Genomic DNA, 16529 nt, shown 5'->3' with positions numbered 1-16529 from the left:
GTAAACTTGGCAAACTTTTTACTTAAACAACAACTAAATATGAAAAGACTGCTAATATTTTTTATTGGAGTTTCTGCGTTCGTACAAGCTCAAACAAAAGATATTTCTTTAGAGGATATATGGAAAAAAGGCACGTTTAGAGCTGATTATATGAATTCTTTAAATTCAATGAATGGTGATTTTTACTCCCTTTTAAACTATTCAAAAGAAAGTTCAACCGTAGATAAATACAGTTATGAAACACTGGAAAAAATAGCAACTATTGTTGATAGTAAAGATTTAAATGAATTAAAATATATTCAATCTTATAAATTTAATAACGACGAAACTAAATTGATTTTAGGTACCAACTTTAAACCAATATTTCGTCGTTCTTTTTTAGGGACATTTTACTTATATGATATAGATTCTAAAAAAATATCGTTAATAGGAGAAGATATTCAAAGACCTACTTTTTCACCTGATAGTAAAAAAATAGCCTATGCCAAGGATAATAACTTATATATCAAAGATTTTTCTGAAAATGAAACTGTTTTTAAAATAACAAGTAGTGGTAAGAAAAATGAAATTATTAATGGTATTACTGATTGGGTGTATGAAGAAGAGTTTGGTTTTGTAAAAGCCTTTGAATGGAGTTCAGATAGTAAAAACCTAGCCTACTTGCGTTTTGATGAAAGTAAAGTGAAAACGTTTTCAATGGATGTATATGGTAAAGGTAAGTACCCAACACAACATGTTTTTAAATACCCGAAAGCTGGTGAAAAAAATGCAAAAGTTTCATTACATATTTTTTCATTAAACACGAATAAAACAGCTGAAATAGTTTTTGGAGAATATGAATACATTCCAAGAATTAATTGGACTAAAGATTCAAATTTATTAGCTGTACGTACATTAAACCGTCATCAAAATGATTTGAAAATGTATTTTGTTAATGCTAACACATTTGCAAGTACATTAATACTTAATGAAACAGATAAGGCTTATGTTAATGTTACTGATGATTTAACTTTTTTAGATGATAATAGCTTTATTTGGACTAGTGAAAAAGATGGATATAACCATATCTACCACTACAACAATAAAGGAGAGTTAATAAATCAAGTAACTAAAGGTAATTGGGAGGTAACTTCTTATTATGGATATAATTCTAATGAAAAAACTATTTATTATCAATCTGTTGAAAACGGCTCAATTAATAGAGGAGTATATAGTATTTCATTAAAAGGTGATAGTAAAAAGTTACTAAGTAATCCTTCAGGGACTAATAGTGCGTCTTTTAGTAAAAATATGAACTACTTTATAAATACGTTTTCTGATGCTAATACTCCACAGGTGTATACGTTAAGGAATAAAGGAGGTACGGTTTTAAAAACAATTAAAGACAATGCAGATTTAAAGAAGACCATAACTCAATACAAGCTGAGTAAAAAAGAATTCTCAACAATTGAAGTAAATGGGAATAATTTAAATATGTATACAATTAAGCCGTCTAATTTTGATGCAAATAAAAAATATCCTGTTTTAATGTATCAATATTCAGGACCAGGGTCTCAAAATGTAGCTAATAGATGGAATGGCTCAAATGATTACTGGCACCAAATGCTAGCTCAGAGTGGATACATTATTGTTTGCGTTGATGGAAGAGGAACAGGTTATAAAGGTAGAGACTTTAAGAAAGTTACCTATATGAATTTAGTAAAGCATGAAACTGAAGATCAGATTGCTGTAGCTAAAGAACTGGCGAAGCTCTCATATGTAGATCCTGCTAGAATAGGGATTTGGGGATGGTCATTTGGAGGCCATATGAGTACTAATTGTATTTTAAAAGGGAATGATGTTTTTGCAGCAGCGATAGCAGTGGCTCCAGTAACAACATGGCGTTTTTATGATACTATATATACTGAACGTTATATGCGTACTCCTGAAGAAAATCCAGCAGGATATGATGATAACTCACCATTAAACTACCCGGAATTATTAAAAGGTAAATATTTATTAGTTCATGGTACAGGAGACGATAATGTACATGTACAAAATGCTACGCGAATGGCGGAAGCTTTAATTCAAGTTAATAAACAATTTGAATGGGCAATGTATCCAGACAAAAACCACGGAATTTATGGTGGTAATACTCGTTTACATTTATATACTAAAATGACAAATTTTATTAAAAACAACTTATAAAAATATATCAAACATGAGTACAGTAAAACAACCGCATGAAAAAGAATTATTTGGGCAACCCGTTGGGTTATATATCCTGTTTCTAACAGAAATGTGGGAACGTTTTTCATATTATGGAATGAGAGCTTTGTTAGTTTTATATATGACCACTTCAGCAATGGGAGAGGATGCTAGAGGTGCTGGATTAGGTTGGACAAGTAAAGAAGCTTTAGCTTTATATGGTTGGTATACAATGTTGGTGTATGTAATGTCTATACCTGGAGGTATGATTGCTGATAAATTGCTTGGGCAAAAAAAATCAGTTTTATTAGGAGCTATTATTTTGTGTTTAGGACATGGTGTTTTAGTAATGACTGATATTTGGGCTTTTTATGCAGGATTAGGACTAGTAATTTTAGGGGTTGGGTTGTTAAAACCTAATATTTCTACCATGGTAGGTGGATTATATAAGGAAGGAGATATTAGGAGAGATAAGGGATTTAGCATCTTTTATATTGGTATTAATTTAGGGTCTTTATTAGCCACTATGATTGTTGGATTGGTAGTAGCTAAGTGGGGATGGCACGCTGGATTTGGTTTAGCTGGTATTGTAATGGTGTTAGGATTGATTAATTATATTTTTGGACAAAAATATTTAAAGGAGGTAGGTGATTTTATTCCAAGTAAAAATGATGAAAATTCTATTTCTTATGGTAAACTATATTCAAAGTTATTTAGTTCTCCTATACAATTAGTTTTTACTGTATGTTTAATAATTGCATCTGGATTTGGATGGTATAAGTTAGGATGGGGTTATGGATTATTATTTTTATTTTTAACTGCTATTACAGCATTACTAATGATGATATATAAAGAATTAGAAACACAGGTTTTTAAAGATCGATTTTTAGTTCTTTTATTATCTTTTATTATGGTTATTATTTTTTGGGGAGCATTTGAGCAAGCAGGAGGATTGATGAACTTGTATACAGATACTAAGACAGATAGAAACTTATTAGGGTGGCAAATACCTACAGTAATGTTTCAAAGTTTAAATGCTGGTTTTATTATTTTGTTTGCGACTGGGGTTGCTGGTTTCTGGGCTAAAAGAAAATTGAAATCAAAAGAAGCTTCTTCTCTATTTAAAATGGCATTAGGTATTATTATTATGGGATTTGGATTCCTTTTTATGGTGTTTGCAGCCATGGAGTTTGAGAAATCAGGTACGTCTAGTATGCTATGGTTAGTGTTAGCATATTTATTTCATACAATAGGTGAATTATGTATTTCACCGGTTGCACTTTCTTTTATTACAAAGTTAGCACCGGTAAAGTATGCGGCTTTAATGATGGGAGTGTATTTTGCAGCAACAGGTTTAGGTAACAAAGTAGCAGGGATAGTTGGAGAGTCTGCTTCTGATTATGGAGAGCTAACTATTTTTTCAGGAATTTTAATTTTTACCGTTTTAATTGGTGGTCTATTTATTCTAATTTTAAAACCCTTAAAACGTTTAACTCACGGTGCTGAAGAGAAAGAAAGAGATTTAAAGTTAGAAGAATCAGAAGGATTTGAATTAGCAGATAATTAATAGTAAAATATTTAACAGCCTCATAATATAAATGTTATGAGGTTTGTTTTGTTTATAAACTAAATATAAAAACATGAATACAGATATTGAAAACCTATTTAAAGACAAAGTTTTAGGGCATCCAGCAGGGTTGTTTGTTTTGTTTTTTACAGAAATGTGGGAGCGCTTTTCTTATTATGGAATGCGTGCATTGTTAATTTTATTTTTCACAGCTTCATTAATGGATGAAGGTTGGGGATGGCCAAGAGAATGGGCGTATGCAATTTTTGGAACCTATACCTCATTAGTATATTTATCTACTATGGTAGGAGGGTATTTTGCGGATAATGTTATTGGTATTCGTAAAGCAGTTGTTTTGGGAGCTATTTTAATGACTTTGGGTCATGGTTGTATGGCAGTTGAAACACCATTTTTTATCTATGTAGGTTTAGGACTGTTAGTTATTGGAAGTGGTTTTTTTAAACCGAATATTACATCTATTATTTCTGAAATGTATGAAGGTAAAGCCGAAAAGAAAGATGGAGCTTATACCATTTTTTATATGGGGGTGAATGCTGGTGCATTTTTAGGGATTCTTCTATGTGGTTATTTAGGTGAAAAAATAGGATGGTCCTTGGGATTTGGAGTAGCAGGTATATTCATGTTATTTGGAATGTTACAATTTTGGTTTGCTCAAGGTATCTTTGGGAAAATTGGAGATGGGCCTAAAAATAAAAATATTGATTTAATTGATGATGTAACCGCTACAGAAAGTACTGTAGTTGAGGGGAGAAATCATTTTACTGGAACTCAAAAAATAATGATTGCTATTTCTTCATTATTAGGGTTGGCTTGGGTATTTAATGACCCAATATCTAAAATATCAGAAGGGAAGTATAATTTATTTCCTTTCGAATTTGCAGGCTTATCAGGTTCTAACGTTGCAATATTAACAGCTTTAGTTCTTTTTCTTGTGATACTAGTAATTAGAATTCCAAAATATACACCTGTATTACGAGATAGAATGTTAGCTGTAATTTTCTTTGCTTTTGTTACTATTTTCTTTTGGGCAATTTTTGAACAATCACCAAGTTCATTAACAGTTTTTGCAAAAGATTATACGCAGCGAAACCTAGAAGGAAGCGCAGGGATGATATTTAAAATTGTAAATTCATTAATGACCATTGTTCCTTTAGGAATTATAACTTGGGTATTATATTTATTATTTAAAAAGACTTTTGGCAAATATGCTTTATCAAATATTTTCTTAGCATTAAGTTTTGTAATTGTTTGGGGAATAGCTGTTTGGATGTTGAATGAAGAATTTCAAAAAAATACAACTGAAGTTCCTGCTTCTTGGTTCTCAATATTAAATTCTTTATTTATTATTACGCTAGCTCCGTTATTTTCTGAGTGGTGGGAAAGTAAATATAATCCGAATGCTAACATGAAATGGGCAATAGGTATGGGGTTATTAGGTTTAGGTATGGCTTGTGTAGCAATAGGTTCTTCAGGTATTCCGGTAGGAGCTAAAACTGCTTCAGTAAGTATGATTTGGTTAATTTTGGTATACTTCTTTCATACAATGGGAGAATTATGTGTATCACCTGTAGCTCTTTCATATGTTTCAAAACTAGTGCCAGGTCGGATGATTGCTTTCATGTTTGGTATCTGGTATTTGGCGGTTGCAATAGGTATGAAATTAGCAGGTGTTTTTGCTGAATCATCTGAAGCCATTGCTAAAGAGAGTGGACTAAGCTCTTTTTTCTGGATTTTAACAGCTGTTTCTTTTGGGTTAGCAATATTGTCTGCAGTGTTATATCCAGTAATTAAAAAATTAATGCACGGTGTTAAATAACATCTATATGAAATGCTAATAAAAATATATAACCTGTTAGTTTGAAAAAATTAACAGGTTTTTTTGTAAATTTGGAATACTTATTGAGACAAACGGAGTATGAGAAATTTTATAATAGTAGTAGTTTTAGTGGTAGCTTCTATCAGTGTTAAGGCACAAGACAAGGTTAAATGGTTAACTTTTGAAGAAGCTATAGAGAAGAATGAGAAAAATCCGAAGCCTATTTTAATAGATATTTATACCGATTGGTGTGGGTGGTGTAAGAAAATGGATAAAACTACCTACAAGAATGAGGTAATTGTAAAATATATTAATGAAAATTATTATGCTGTAAAGTTAAATGGAGAAGAAAAAAAAGATATAAATTATCAAGGAAGAAAATTTACTTACAAAACTCAGGGTAGGAGAGGATACCATGAATTGGCGGCTGCAATAATGAACGGAAAACTTAGTTACCCTTCAACAGCCTTTTTAAATAAAGATAAGCAATTAATACAAAATGTTCCTGGATATTTAACCGAACAACGTTTTGAAAAGATATTAGCTTTTTTTTCAAGTGAGAATTATAAAAAAGTAAAATGGAAAGATTTTTCTGCAAACTTTAAAAGCTCTATTTAGTCAACCAATTAATTTAAAATATAGGCACCCTTTCGGTAAGTATTCCAAAAGGGTGTTTTTTGTTTATTACAGGTTAGTTCACATTGATTAGTATAACTTTTATAATTACTCCCATCTGCTATAATTAATTTAGGTTCTATTTGTTTAATTAAACGAGATAAATTAATTTTTGGACTTCCAATTAATAAAATAATACATTTTTTGATATTTTTTATCTTATAAACACCTAGGTTATCAATTATCAAAATAGTATCTTTTTTTGTTAAGAAGATTGAAGGGATAGTATTTTTATAAACAGTTTTAACGTTTTTGCTAATTTGATATGCCTTTATACCTTTTTCGTTTGTAATATTTATACCTTTTAAAGAATCTTGGTAAATGGTAAGTTTCGATTTTACTTGCTGTCCAATGATTGAGTTTTTATGTTTATGAAAAATGATAAATTCGTTTTGCGATTCACTTTTATACCTCTTTATTAAATAGCTAGATTGTAGTAAAATAATTGAAAGTAACGTGTAAATTACTTTTCTTTTAGAAGTATTTAAAAATAGTTGAAAGGCAATAACTATAAATATATACCATAAAATGGTTTGTAAAAGAGACATCGAAATATCTTTTATTAAAAAACTTTCTTGATTTGCAATCCATTCCATAAAATTATTCATGTACTGAATAATGTAGTTGTACATTTTAGCCACGAAATTTGGAAGTAAGTTTAGTGTAGATAGAAGTATAATTATAATTCCAAACAATAAAATACTTCCAAGAATTGGCAGTATAATTAAATTAGTGAGGATAAATAAAGTAGGGAATTGATGAAAATAATATAAACTAATTGGCAAAACGGCTAGTTGTGCAGCAATAGATACTGTAAATAATTTCCATAATTTATTTATTATAATGGTTTTAGGCTGCCAAAGGGTGTAAAGAGATGGTTGAATCCAAACAATTCCAAAAACAGCAATGTAACTTAATTGGAAACCAACATCGAATAAAAACAAAGGTTTTATAAGAAGTAATAAAAACATCGAACTTATAAGTGAATGCTCTATGGTGTTTTGTTTTTTAAAGAATCCAGTAATTGCAATAAAAGTAAACATAGTAACAGCTCTAACTACTGATGCAGATAAACCTGCGATGAAAGCGAACCACCATAAAAATAGCAGTATACTAAGAGTTTGAATATGATTGCCGTATTTGAAATACTGTAAAGGTTTTAGTAAATTTAGGAGAATTAATAAAATGATACCAACATGCAATCCTGATATAGCTAGTATATGTATGGCACCAGCATTTGTGTAATTTCTTATAATCTTTTTTGAAATATCTTGACGTTGACCAAGTAATAAGGCATTCATAATGGCATATACATCTTTTGAAAATCTTTGCTTTTTCAGAGAATCTCTAATCTTTTCTCGAAAACTATTGGAATGCCCAATCAATGAAGACTTTTTATTGGTTGTTATTTTATAGTCTTTATTACTGATAAATATTTGATGATATACATATTGTTTTGAAAGGTATTTTTTATAGTCAAACTCATAAGGATTTAATGAAGAGGGTAACTCTTTATAAATAAGTTTTGTTACTATCTGATCGTTGACTTTTAAATAATTGTATATGTCATTCTTTTTAATGTTTATGAGAATATTTCCTCTTACATTTTTTTTACCTATCTTGTTAAATGTGCCAATATATTTATCAAAAAATGAATTAGACTTTAATTTTTGGGTAATTGTTATTGTAGAATAATAATTATTGTCATGTTTAATAAAGAAATCTGAATAATTTTTTGGATTTTTAATGTATACAGAAGTAATTCCTATGAATATGAAAGTTAAAAGAGTTATAATTTTGTATCCAATAGTATACTTGTGTCTTTTTAAAATAAGTAAAATTGAGCTTAAGAAGATAGAACTTAAAAATAGCTCAAGAAAGCTATAATTCCATATTTTAAAACAAAATTGTAAAATTATTCCAAGAACCAAGCATAATAGCAAGTAAAATGGTAGATAACCAAGTAGTTTTTTCATAGCAAGGTAAAGTTAAAGTTTTCTTTTTAAATCAACAACCCCCTTTTGGACTCTACTATTTAATGACTTTTATCTGTTTTCATTAGCGAAGTATTTTATTATTGTGAAAGTGTCATATTTATAGATAACAGTTTTTTAAGGTCTAATTATTTAAAAAAAACAGTAATAGTTTAAAATTATTTAGGTTTTAGTTGATATGTTATAATTAATTGGATCATTTTTCATAAGAAAAGAAGAGCCAAGAATCATAACACAAACTAACTTAACTTATAAAACGAAAATAAAATAATTGTAGTTAAAGAGTGCATTATTGTGCTTTGTTAACGAAAGTAATTTTTAGTTAATAAAGCTGTAAATAGTAGATAGAATGTTCGTGTGTAATTATATGACACTTATTAAAGTGTCATTTTTTATTTGTTTAATAACAAATGAACTTTGGATATTGGATATAATTTCTAATTGCGACATTTCTTTCAAAACAAAATTTTGATATTCATTCATATCTTCAAGAATGATTTTTAAAAGAATATCGAAACTTCCTGCTATATATGAGACTTCAAGGATTTTCGAAATTGAATTTACATAGTCTTCAAATTTTTTAAAAGCATTATCTTCATGCTGAACTAATGTAACTTGGCAATAAACTATTAAATTTTTTCCAAGTAATTCAGGATTTACAATGGCAACATACTTATCTATAATTCCACTGGCTTCAATTTTTTTTATTCGTTCATGAGTTGGAGTAATAGAAAGATTTATTTTTTGAGAAAGTTGTTTTATAGATTGTTTGCCATCTTTTTGTAACTCTTCTATTATTTTTAAGTCTATTGGATCTAGCTGAATCATAGAATTATTTTTTATGTAAGCTTATATATTAGATTGCAAAAGTAAATATTTTCTATTTATAAATAATTATTTAGTAAAAAATACTTATAAAATAATCTTGTTATGGTTTTTTATTCTTTGTTTGTACTTTTGTATTAGAAATTAATTACAATGAAAGATTTAAAAGATATATACAAAAGAATTAAGGATAGTTCTGATAATTTTTTAGGGTATCCATTGGCAAAAGATTTTACATTTAGTGAGTTTGCTCCGTTTTTAGATCTTTGCATTAATAATGTAGGAGATCCAGAAGCTAAATCTACATTGACTATTGACACGAAAGAAGTAGAACAAAAGTGTATTTCGTTCTTTGCTGATATATTATCAACAACGATGAAAGATGTTTGGGGATATGTAACCAATGGTGGAACAGAAGGAAACTTATATGGTTTATATTTAGCTAGAGAATGTTATCCTGACGCTGTTGTTTATTACAGTGAGTCTACACATTATAGTGTGAAGAAGAACCTTCACTTATTAAATATGCGCAATATTGTTGTTCGAAGCCAAGAGAATGGAGAAATAGATTACCAGGATTTAGAACAAATTCTTACCATTCATAGAGACAAACCTGCTGTTTTTTTCTTGAATGTAGGAACAACAATGACTGAAGCTGTAGACGATTTGCAAAGAATAAAAGCTATAATAAGGAAATACGCTATAAAGGATTATTATATCCATTGTGATGCTGCTTTTTTAGGAACCATAGCTCCGTTTGTTGAACCAAAACCTAAGTTTGACTTTTCTGAAGGGGTAGATAGTATTTCTATTTCGGGACATAAATTTATTGGAGGTCCAATACCATGTGGAATAGTTATGTGTAAAAGAGCCCATAGAAATAGAGTTGCAAATTCAATTTCTTATGTAGGTACTTTAGACACGACCATAACAGGCTCAAGAAATGGGTTAACTCCTCTTTTTTTATGGTCATTTATAGAAAAATATGGTAAAGAAGGATTAAAAAGAAGGGTGTATGAATCACAAGAATTAGCTGCGTACACTGAACAAAAATTAAATGCATTAGGAGTTAATGCATGGAGAAATAAGGAGGCACTAACTGTTGTTTTTGATAAGCCATCTAATAAGATTTGTGAAAAATATCAGTTGGCTTCAGAAGAAGCTATTGCCCACATAATATGTGTGCCAGGTATTAAAAAGGAGCGAATAGATTCATTGCTTTTTGATTTAGAAAATAATTTGAAAGAAAAAGAAAGTTTAGTCTTATTAGAAGTTTAAACAAAAAGTCCTCAAAATTTAAATTTTGAGGACTTTTTTATTGTTTGTTAAATCTCAAATTAATTAAACACCACGTTGTTTATTAATTTCATCTTGTAGTTTTCGTCTAAGCTGTTGCTCTTTTTCTATTGTTTTTTTCTTGTACTGCTCAAATTCTTGCTCAATTTCATCAAATGAATTTAGAGTATCTTTTGTTATGATATTACTGTTTTTAAATCGATATATAAAATATATCAGTAAGCTAAGTGTAATAAAAATGATTCCCCAAACAATTAGGTTGTAATTTGATTTCGTTAAATTAACGCCTAAAAAAGAAATTTGATCCTCTTTTTCTGAGGATTTAGTTAAGTTATCATTTAATGAAGAAATTTGATTTTCTAAGCTAACAAGTTTTTTGTTTTGGATATTTATCAAATCTTGTTTAGAAGCAATTGTTGATTTAAGATTTTTAATAGTGTCAACAGTTCTTCTTTGTAGAGCATTGAATAAAGTTTTCTCTATAACTTTATACTTTTGATAGCTACCAGATTTTTTATAGAGAGTTTCAAATTGTTTTTTAATAGAATTAATAGCAGGTTTTTGAGATGAATTTTGACTAACCGCTACATTTGTTAAAGTAAAAAATAATAAGACTTTTAAAAATTTCATAAAAAGTTTTTTGAGTATAAAAAGAATTTAATGGTTTAAAAAAACCCAAACGTGTAGTTTGGGTTTTTAGTATAAGCAAGTTTATGAAACTTATTTTATTTTCTCTACAATGGCCTTAAAAGCTTCTGGGTTGTTCATAGCTAAATCAGCTAAAACCTTACGGTTTAACTCAATTTCATTAGCTTTTACTTTACCCATAAACTGTGAGTAAGACATTCCGAACTGACGAGCTCCAGCGTTAATACGTTGAATCCATAATGAACGGAAGTTTCTCTTATTGTTTTTACGGTCTCTGTAAGAATATAACATTCCTTTTTCAACCGCATTCTTTGCTACTGTATAAACGTTTTTTCTACGTCCAAAGTAACCTTTTGCTTGCTTCAAGATTTTTTTTCTTCTATTTCTTGAAGCTACTGAATTTACTGATCTTGGCATAATTCAAATTGTTTTTTTGTAGTAGGCGACTTATTTAAAAGTGCTTTTTTGAGCCTAACTCCATGGTTAATAATTTACTACCTTGCTAACAATTATTTTAAAACTAATTGTTGCTTAATGTTTGCTTCATCAGACTTGTGTACTAATGCAGCGTGTGTTAATGCAAGCTTACGTTTTTTAGACTTCTTTGTTAAGATGTGACTCTTGAACGCGTGCTTTCTTTTGATTTTTCCAGAACCAGTTAACTTGAAACGTTTTTTGGCACTAGATTTTGTTTTAATTTTAGGCATCTTTTGTTTTGCGTTTTATCTTGCTTATAACTTTCTTTATTTCGTTTTTTTAGGAGCAATAAACATAATCATACGTTTACCTTCAAGTTTTGGCATTTGCTCAACTTTTCCATACTCTTCAAGCTCTTGTGCTAATTTTAATAATAAAATTTGCCCCTGCTCTTTAAACACAATAGAACGTCCCTTAAAAAACACGAATGCTTTTAGTTTTGCTCCATCTTGTAAAAATTTTATTGCATGCTTCTTTTTAAACTCATAATCATGTTCATCCGTTTGAGGGCCAAAACGTATTTCCTTAACAGTAACTTTCGTTGCTTTTGATTTTAAGGCTTTTTCACGTTTTTTTTGCTCATACAAAAATTTCTTGTAATCAATAACCTTACAAACAGGAGGTACAGCTTTAGGTGAAATTTCAACTAAATCTAACTCTTGTTCTTTAGCAATTTCTTTTGCTTTTGCTAAAGGATATACACCTATTTCAATGTTATCGCCTACAAGACGAACTTCCTCAACATACCTAATTTTTTCATTAATTCTATGTTGATCTTCTTTAATTACTCTGAGCGGTCTACGTCCGCCTCTTCTTCTAATTGCTATGACTTATAAATTTAAAATTACTATCTAATTATTTTCCAAAAGGCACTAAGGTTTTACTAACTTCTTTGTTAATTAAAGAGGTAAACTCTTCAATTGTAAAGACACCCAAGTCTCCTTCTCCATGTTTCCTTACAGAAACCGTACCATCCTTTTGTTCATTTTCACCAACAATAACCATAAAAGGTATTTTGCTTACTTCCGCATCACGAATTTTTCTACCCGTTTTCTCATTTCGATCATCTATCAGGGCGCGAATTTCGGAATTTTCTAACAAATCTAAAACTTTTTCTGAATAATTTTGGTATTTCTCACTGATAGGCAGTATAATAACTTGCTCAGGAGTTAACCAAAGAGGGAAGTTACCCCCCGTGTGCTCTAGTAAAACAGCAATAAATCGTTCCATTGAACCAAAAGGAGCTCTATGTATCATTACTGGTCTGTGTAATTGATTATCGGCACCTTTATAATTTAAATCAAAGCGTTCAGGTAAATTATAATCAACTTGAATAGTTCCTAGTTGCCATTTTCTTCCTAAAGCATCTTTTACCATAAAGTCTAATTTAGGACCATAAAAAGCTGCTTCGCCTTCTTCAATAATATAGTCTAAGCCTTTATCTTTCGCTGCATTTATAATTGCTTGTTCAGCCTTTTGCCAGTTATCAACAGAACCAATATACTTATCAGGGTTTTCCATATCTCTTATTGAAACCTGAGCTGTAAATTTTTCAAAACCTAAAGATTTGAAAACATACAATACTAAATCAATAACGTTTTTAAATTCTTCATCCAATTGCTCAGGTGTACAAAAAATATGCGCATCATCTTGAGTAAAGCCTCTTACACGAGTTAACCCATGTAATTCACCACTTTGTTCATACCTGTATACAGTTCCAAATTCAGCAAAACGCTTAGGTAAATCTTTGTATGAATAAGGCTTGTGGTTATAAACTTCACAATGATGAGGACAGTTCATTGGTTTTAATAAGAATTCTTCATCTAATTTAGGAGTCGTAATTGGTTGAAAACTATCTTCTCCATATTTAGCATAATGACCAGAGGTAACATATAGTTCTTTCTGACCAATATGTGGTGTCATAACCATTTCATATCCAGCTTTCTTTTGTGCTTTCTTTAAAAAATCTTCTAATCTATTTCTTAAGGCAGCTCCTTTTGGTAACCATAAAGGTAACCCTTGGCCAACTCTTTGAGAAAAAGTAAATAATTCTAATTCTTTACCAAGTTTTCTGTGGTCACGTTTCTTTGCTTCTTCTAATAACTCTAAGTATTCTTTTAATTGTTTTTGCTTAGGAAATGAAATCCCATAAACACGAGTTAATTGATTGTTTTTCTCATCACCACGCCAGTATGCACCAGCAACACTCATTATTTTTATAGCTTTTATAATTCCTGTATTTGGAATATGCCCACCTCTACACAAATCTGTAAAGTCACTATGATCACAGAAAGTGATTTCTCCATCTTCTAAGCCTTCAATTAATTCTACTTTATATTGATTATCTTGTTCTTTATAATAAGAAAGGGCGTCAGCTTTAGAAATAGAGCGTAATTTAAATTCTGCTTTTTCTCTTGCGCGTTCTAAAAACTTCTTTTCTATTTTTTCAAAATCTTTCTCTGAAATAGTTTCTTCTCCAAAGTCTACATCATAATAAAAACCATTTTCTATAGCAGGACCAATAGTTAGTTTTGAGTTTGGATAAAAATCTAAAATAGATTGTGCTAATACATGGGCAGATGAATGCCAAAAAGCATTTTTTCCTTCCTCATCATTAAATGTGTACAATACCAGAGAACCATCAGTGGTTAAAGGGGTGGTGGTTTCAACTGTTTTTCCGTTAAAACTAGCAGAAATAACATTTCTAGCTAACCCTTCACTAATACTTTTAGCAACATCTATTGCTGTACTATTTACTTCAAATTCTTTAACGCTTCCGTCAGGTAATGTAATTTTAATCATTATTTTTTATATAAAATTATAGGTTAATCTTCTTACAAGTGAAGATTTTTCGAAACGCAAATATATTGCAAAACGCTATTTTGTACAATATAATGTCTTTATTTTAAATTAATTTAATATACAGTTGCTTTTTGTTGTTAAAACAAGGTGTAATTTATTTGACATAGACTCTTCTGTACTAAGTTTCTTTTTAATAAAAAAGATCATAGAGCGTAATGGCGGCAGAATATGGGTAGAGAGTATTTTAGGAGAAGGGACTACTTTTTTTATCACCATTCGAGAGCATTAAATTTTTTTTACAGTACAATATAAGTATAGTGTGTTCCGCTAGAAAAAACTAACGTCGGGCTTTCCGCGCTCGCTTTTTGTTTAAAAAACAACCAAAAGAGCTCAAACAACTGCTTCAATCCCTAACACGGTTTTATTAATACTTGCTTGTTATATCAATATAATATGATTCAGTTTGCTGTAAATAGTAGAGGTATGAAGTAACTTTATAGATGAATTCACCTGGTAATAATAGATGAGTGCCTCAAGAAACCGCCAATGTTTATTAAAAGGCGAAAAGAATCTATAGTATAATATATTGTTGATTAGTTGGTTAAGAAAAACTTCAGAAATAAGTTAAAAAAAGTCATTGCTATGTTAGAAAAGGGTTCTATATTTGCACCCGCAAACGGATAAGCGTATAGTTTAAAAGTAAGCAAAGTTCATTAAAATAGGGTTTAGAATATATTATTAAAGAGTTAAAAAATAAGTTAAAAAAAGCTTGTTTACAACAAATTAAAGTGAGTATATTTGCAGTCCGAATTTTACAGAGTAGTTCATTGATTTAGTCGGGTTTACAAATTAGAAAAAAACTTCAAAAAAGTTTTTGTCAGAATAAAAAAAGTTTGTAGGTTTGCATCCGCTTAGCGAAAGCGGTAAGAGTTAAGAAATTTTGGAAAGGTTATTAAAAAGCCAGTTAGTTCGATTCTAGCGTTTCTACAAGAAGTTGATTGAGGTTTTGGTTGAGAGATATCAAGTATTAAGATTAACAAAGTTCATTGAAAATATTGAAATTGACAGCGTAATTAAAGAGTAGAATTACCACGATCTAATTAGTTAGATTAAAAAAATTCTTTTGAAACTTATTCATTCATAATATTAAAGATTATACAATGAAGAGTTTGATCCTGGCTCAGGATGAACGCTAGCGGCAGGCTTAACACATGCAAGTCGAGGGGTAACAGGGGAGCTTGCTTCCGCTGACGACCGGCGAACGGGTGCGTAACGCGTATAGAATCTGCCTTGTACAGGAGGATAGCCTTTAGAAATGAAGATTAATACTCCATAATACTGATATGTGGCATCACACTTTAGTTAAACATTTATGGGTACAAGATGACTATGCGTCCTATTAGCTAGATGGTAAGGTAACGGCTTACCATGGCAACGATAGGTAGGGGGTCTGAGAGGATTATCCCCCACACTGGTACTGAGACACGGACCAGACTCCTACGGGAGGCAGCAGTGAGGAATATTGGTCAATGGAGGCAACTCTGAACCAGCCATGCCGCGTGCAGGAAGACTGCCCTATGGGTTGTAAACTGCTTTTATACAGGAAGAAACAGATCTACGTGTAGGTCCTTGACGGTACTGTAAGAATAAGCACCGGCTAACTCCGTGCCAGCAGCCGCGGTAATACGGAGGGTGCAAGCGTTATCCGGAATCATTGGGTTTAAAGGGTCCGCAGGCGGTCAATTAAGTCAGAGGTGAAATCCCATAGCTTAACTATGGAACTGCCTTTGATACTGGTTGACTTGAGTTATACGGAAGTAGATAGAATGTGTAGTGTAGCGGTGAAATGCATAGATATTACACAGAATACCGATTGCGAAGGCAGTCTACTACGTATATACTGACGCTCATGGACGAAAGCGTGGGGAGCGAACAGGATTAGATACCCTGGTAGTCCACGCCGTAAACGATGGACACTAGTTGTTGGGATTTATCTCAGTGACTAAGCGAAAGTGATAAGTGTCCCACCTGGGGAGTACGATCGCAAGATTGAAACTCAAAGGAATTGACGGGGCCCGCACAAGCGGTGGAGCATGTGGTTTAATTCGATGATACGCGAGGAACCTTACCAGGGCTTAAATGTGGTCTGACAGCTTTAGAGATAGAGTTTTCTTCGGACAGATCACAAGGTGCTGCATGGTTGTCGTCAGCTCGTGCCGTG

General features: G+C 30.9%; 12 protein-coding genes and 1 rRNA gene (1 of these 13 running past the window's edge). 6 read left to right on the top strand and 7 right to left on the bottom strand.

Features of this window, described 5'->3' with window-relative positions; genetic code table 11:
* Nucleotides 1-39 precede the first annotated feature (39 nt).
* The 4 genes from ACMFBB_RS09310 (at nucleotide 40) to ACMFBB_RS09295 (ending at nucleotide 6209) form a co-directional block, all read left to right on the top strand.
* A complete protein-coding gene (locus ACMFBB_RS09310) occupies nucleotides 40-2187 on the top strand; it encodes a S9 family peptidase (RefSeq protein WP_435264118.1) in 2148 nt (715 codons plus the stop codon).
* A gap of 13 nt (nucleotides 2188-2200) precedes the next feature.
* Complete coding sequence (locus ACMFBB_RS09305) at nucleotides 2201-3754, top strand: peptide MFS transporter (RefSeq protein WP_435264117.1); 1554 nt, start codon at nucleotides 2201-2203, stop codon at nucleotides 3752-3754.
* Between the two features lie 73 nt (nucleotides 3755-3827).
* Complete coding sequence (locus ACMFBB_RS09300) at nucleotides 3828-5591, top strand: peptide MFS transporter (RefSeq protein ID WP_435264116.1); 1764 nt, start codon at nucleotides 3828-3830, stop codon at nucleotides 5589-5591.
* A 99-nt stretch (nucleotides 5592-5690) separates the two neighbouring features.
* Nucleotides 5691-6209 carry a thioredoxin family protein gene (locus ACMFBB_RS09295; RefSeq protein ID WP_435264115.1) on the top strand — a complete coding sequence of 173 codons (519 nt, stop codon included), beginning with the start codon at nucleotides 5691-5693 and terminating at the stop codon, nucleotides 6207-6209.
* Nucleotides 6210-6217: 8 nt separating this feature from the next.
* Here the strand turns inward: ACMFBB_RS09295 and ACMFBB_RS09290 are convergent, their stop codons facing one another.
* Nucleotides 6218-8242: a ComEC/Rec2 family competence protein gene (locus tag ACMFBB_RS09290; protein WP_435264114.1), complete on the bottom strand. Its 2025-nt coding sequence runs from the start codon at nucleotides 8240-8242 to the stop codon at nucleotides 6218-6220.
* A gap of 381 nt (nucleotides 8243-8623) precedes the next feature.
* Entirely contained in the window at nucleotides 8624-9088 is a 465-nt protein-coding gene (locus ACMFBB_RS09285; RefSeq protein ID WP_435264113.1) for an Lrp/AsnC family transcriptional regulator, read from the bottom strand.
* 150 nt (nucleotides 9089-9238) lie between these two features.
* Between ACMFBB_RS09285 and ACMFBB_RS09280 the strand changes: the two genes are divergently transcribed.
* Complete coding sequence (locus ACMFBB_RS09280) at nucleotides 9239-10363, top strand: histidine decarboxylase (protein WP_435264112.1); 1125 nt, start codon at nucleotides 9239-9241, stop codon at nucleotides 10361-10363.
* 63 nt (nucleotides 10364-10426) lie between these two features.
* Here the strand turns inward: ACMFBB_RS09280 and ACMFBB_RS09275 are convergent, their stop codons facing one another.
* From ACMFBB_RS09275 to thrS, 5 genes are all read right to left on the bottom strand, one after another.
* Entirely contained in the window at nucleotides 10427-11011 is a 585-nt protein-coding gene (locus ACMFBB_RS09275; RefSeq protein ID WP_435264111.1) for a hypothetical protein, read from the bottom strand.
* Between the two features lie 90 nt (nucleotides 11012-11101).
* Nucleotides 11102-11446 carry a 50S ribosomal protein L20 gene (rplT, locus tag ACMFBB_RS09270; RefSeq protein ID WP_093868707.1) on the bottom strand — a complete coding sequence of 115 codons (345 nt, stop codon included), beginning with the start codon at nucleotides 11444-11446 and terminating at the stop codon, nucleotides 11102-11104.
* A 92-nt stretch (nucleotides 11447-11538) separates the two neighbouring features.
* On the bottom strand, nucleotides 11539-11736 hold the full coding sequence (gene rpmI / locus ACMFBB_RS09265) for a 50S ribosomal protein L35 (protein ID WP_093868708.1): 198 nt from the start codon (nucleotides 11734-11736) through the stop codon (nucleotides 11539-11541).
* Between the two features lie 36 nt (nucleotides 11737-11772).
* Nucleotides 11773-12291: a translation initiation factor IF-3 gene (infC, locus tag ACMFBB_RS09260; protein WP_435264289.1), complete on the bottom strand. Its 519-nt coding sequence runs from the start codon at nucleotides 12289-12291 to the stop codon at nucleotides 11773-11775.
* A 70-nt stretch (nucleotides 12292-12361) separates the two neighbouring features.
* A complete protein-coding gene (gene thrS / locus ACMFBB_RS09255) occupies nucleotides 12362-14308 on the bottom strand; it encodes a threonine--tRNA ligase (RefSeq protein WP_435264110.1) in 1947 nt (648 codons plus the stop codon).
* Nucleotides 14309-15465: 1157 nt separating this feature from the next.
* Between thrS and ACMFBB_RS09250 the strand changes: the two genes are divergently transcribed.
* A 16S ribosomal RNA gene (locus ACMFBB_RS09250) occupies nucleotides 15466-16529 on the top strand (it continues 455 nt past the right edge of the window).

Origin of the sequence: Tenacibaculum sp. nBUS_03 (assembly GCF_051201695.1) — a bacterium.
GTDB lineage: Bacteria > Bacteroidota > Bacteroidia > Flavobacteriales > Flavobacteriaceae > Polaribacter.
This window is presented reverse-complemented; position numbering and strand designations above follow the sequence as displayed.

What these genes read in the sequence shown, in the direction of transcription:
- ACMFBB_RS09295 (WP_435264115.1), top strand. Translation starts at nt 5,691, where the DNA reads ATGAGAAATTTTATAATAGTAGTAGTTTTAGTGGTAGCTTCTATCAGT.
- rplT (WP_093868707.1), bottom strand. Translation starts at nt 11,446, where the DNA reads ATGCCAAGATCAGTAAATTCAGTAGCTTCAAGAAATAGAAGAAAAAAA.
- ACMFBB_RS09305 (WP_435264117.1), top strand. Translation starts at nt 2,201, where the DNA reads ATGAGTACAGTAAAACAACCGCATGAAAAAGAATTATTTGGGCAACCC.
- ACMFBB_RS09285 (WP_435264113.1), bottom strand. Translation starts at nt 9,088, where the DNA reads ATGATTCAGCTAGATCCAATAGACTTAAAAATAATAGAAGAGTTACAA.
- thrS (WP_435264110.1), bottom strand. Translation starts at nt 14,308, where the DNA reads ATGATTAAAATTACATTACCTGACGGAAGCGTTAAAGAATTTGAAGTA.
- ACMFBB_RS09275 (WP_435264111.1), bottom strand. Translation starts at nt 11,011, where the DNA reads ATGAAATTTTTAAAAGTCTTATTATTTTTTACTTTAACAAATGTAGCG.
- ACMFBB_RS09290 (WP_435264114.1), bottom strand. Translation starts at nt 8,242, where the DNA reads ATGAAAAAACTACTTGGTTATCTACCATTTTACTTGCTATTATGCTTG.
- rpmI (WP_093868708.1), bottom strand. Translation starts at nt 11,736, where the DNA reads ATGCCTAAAATTAAAACAAAATCTAGTGCCAAAAAACGTTTCAAGTTA.
- ACMFBB_RS09300 (WP_435264116.1), top strand. Translation starts at nt 3,828, where the DNA reads ATGAATACAGATATTGAAAACCTATTTAAAGACAAAGTTTTAGGGCAT.
- ACMFBB_RS09310 (WP_435264118.1), top strand. Translation starts at nt 40, where the DNA reads ATGAAAAGACTGCTAATATTTTTTATTGGAGTTTCTGCGTTCGTACAA.
- ACMFBB_RS09280 (WP_435264112.1), top strand. Translation starts at nt 9,239, where the DNA reads ATGAAAGATTTAAAAGATATATACAAAAGAATTAAGGATAGTTCTGAT.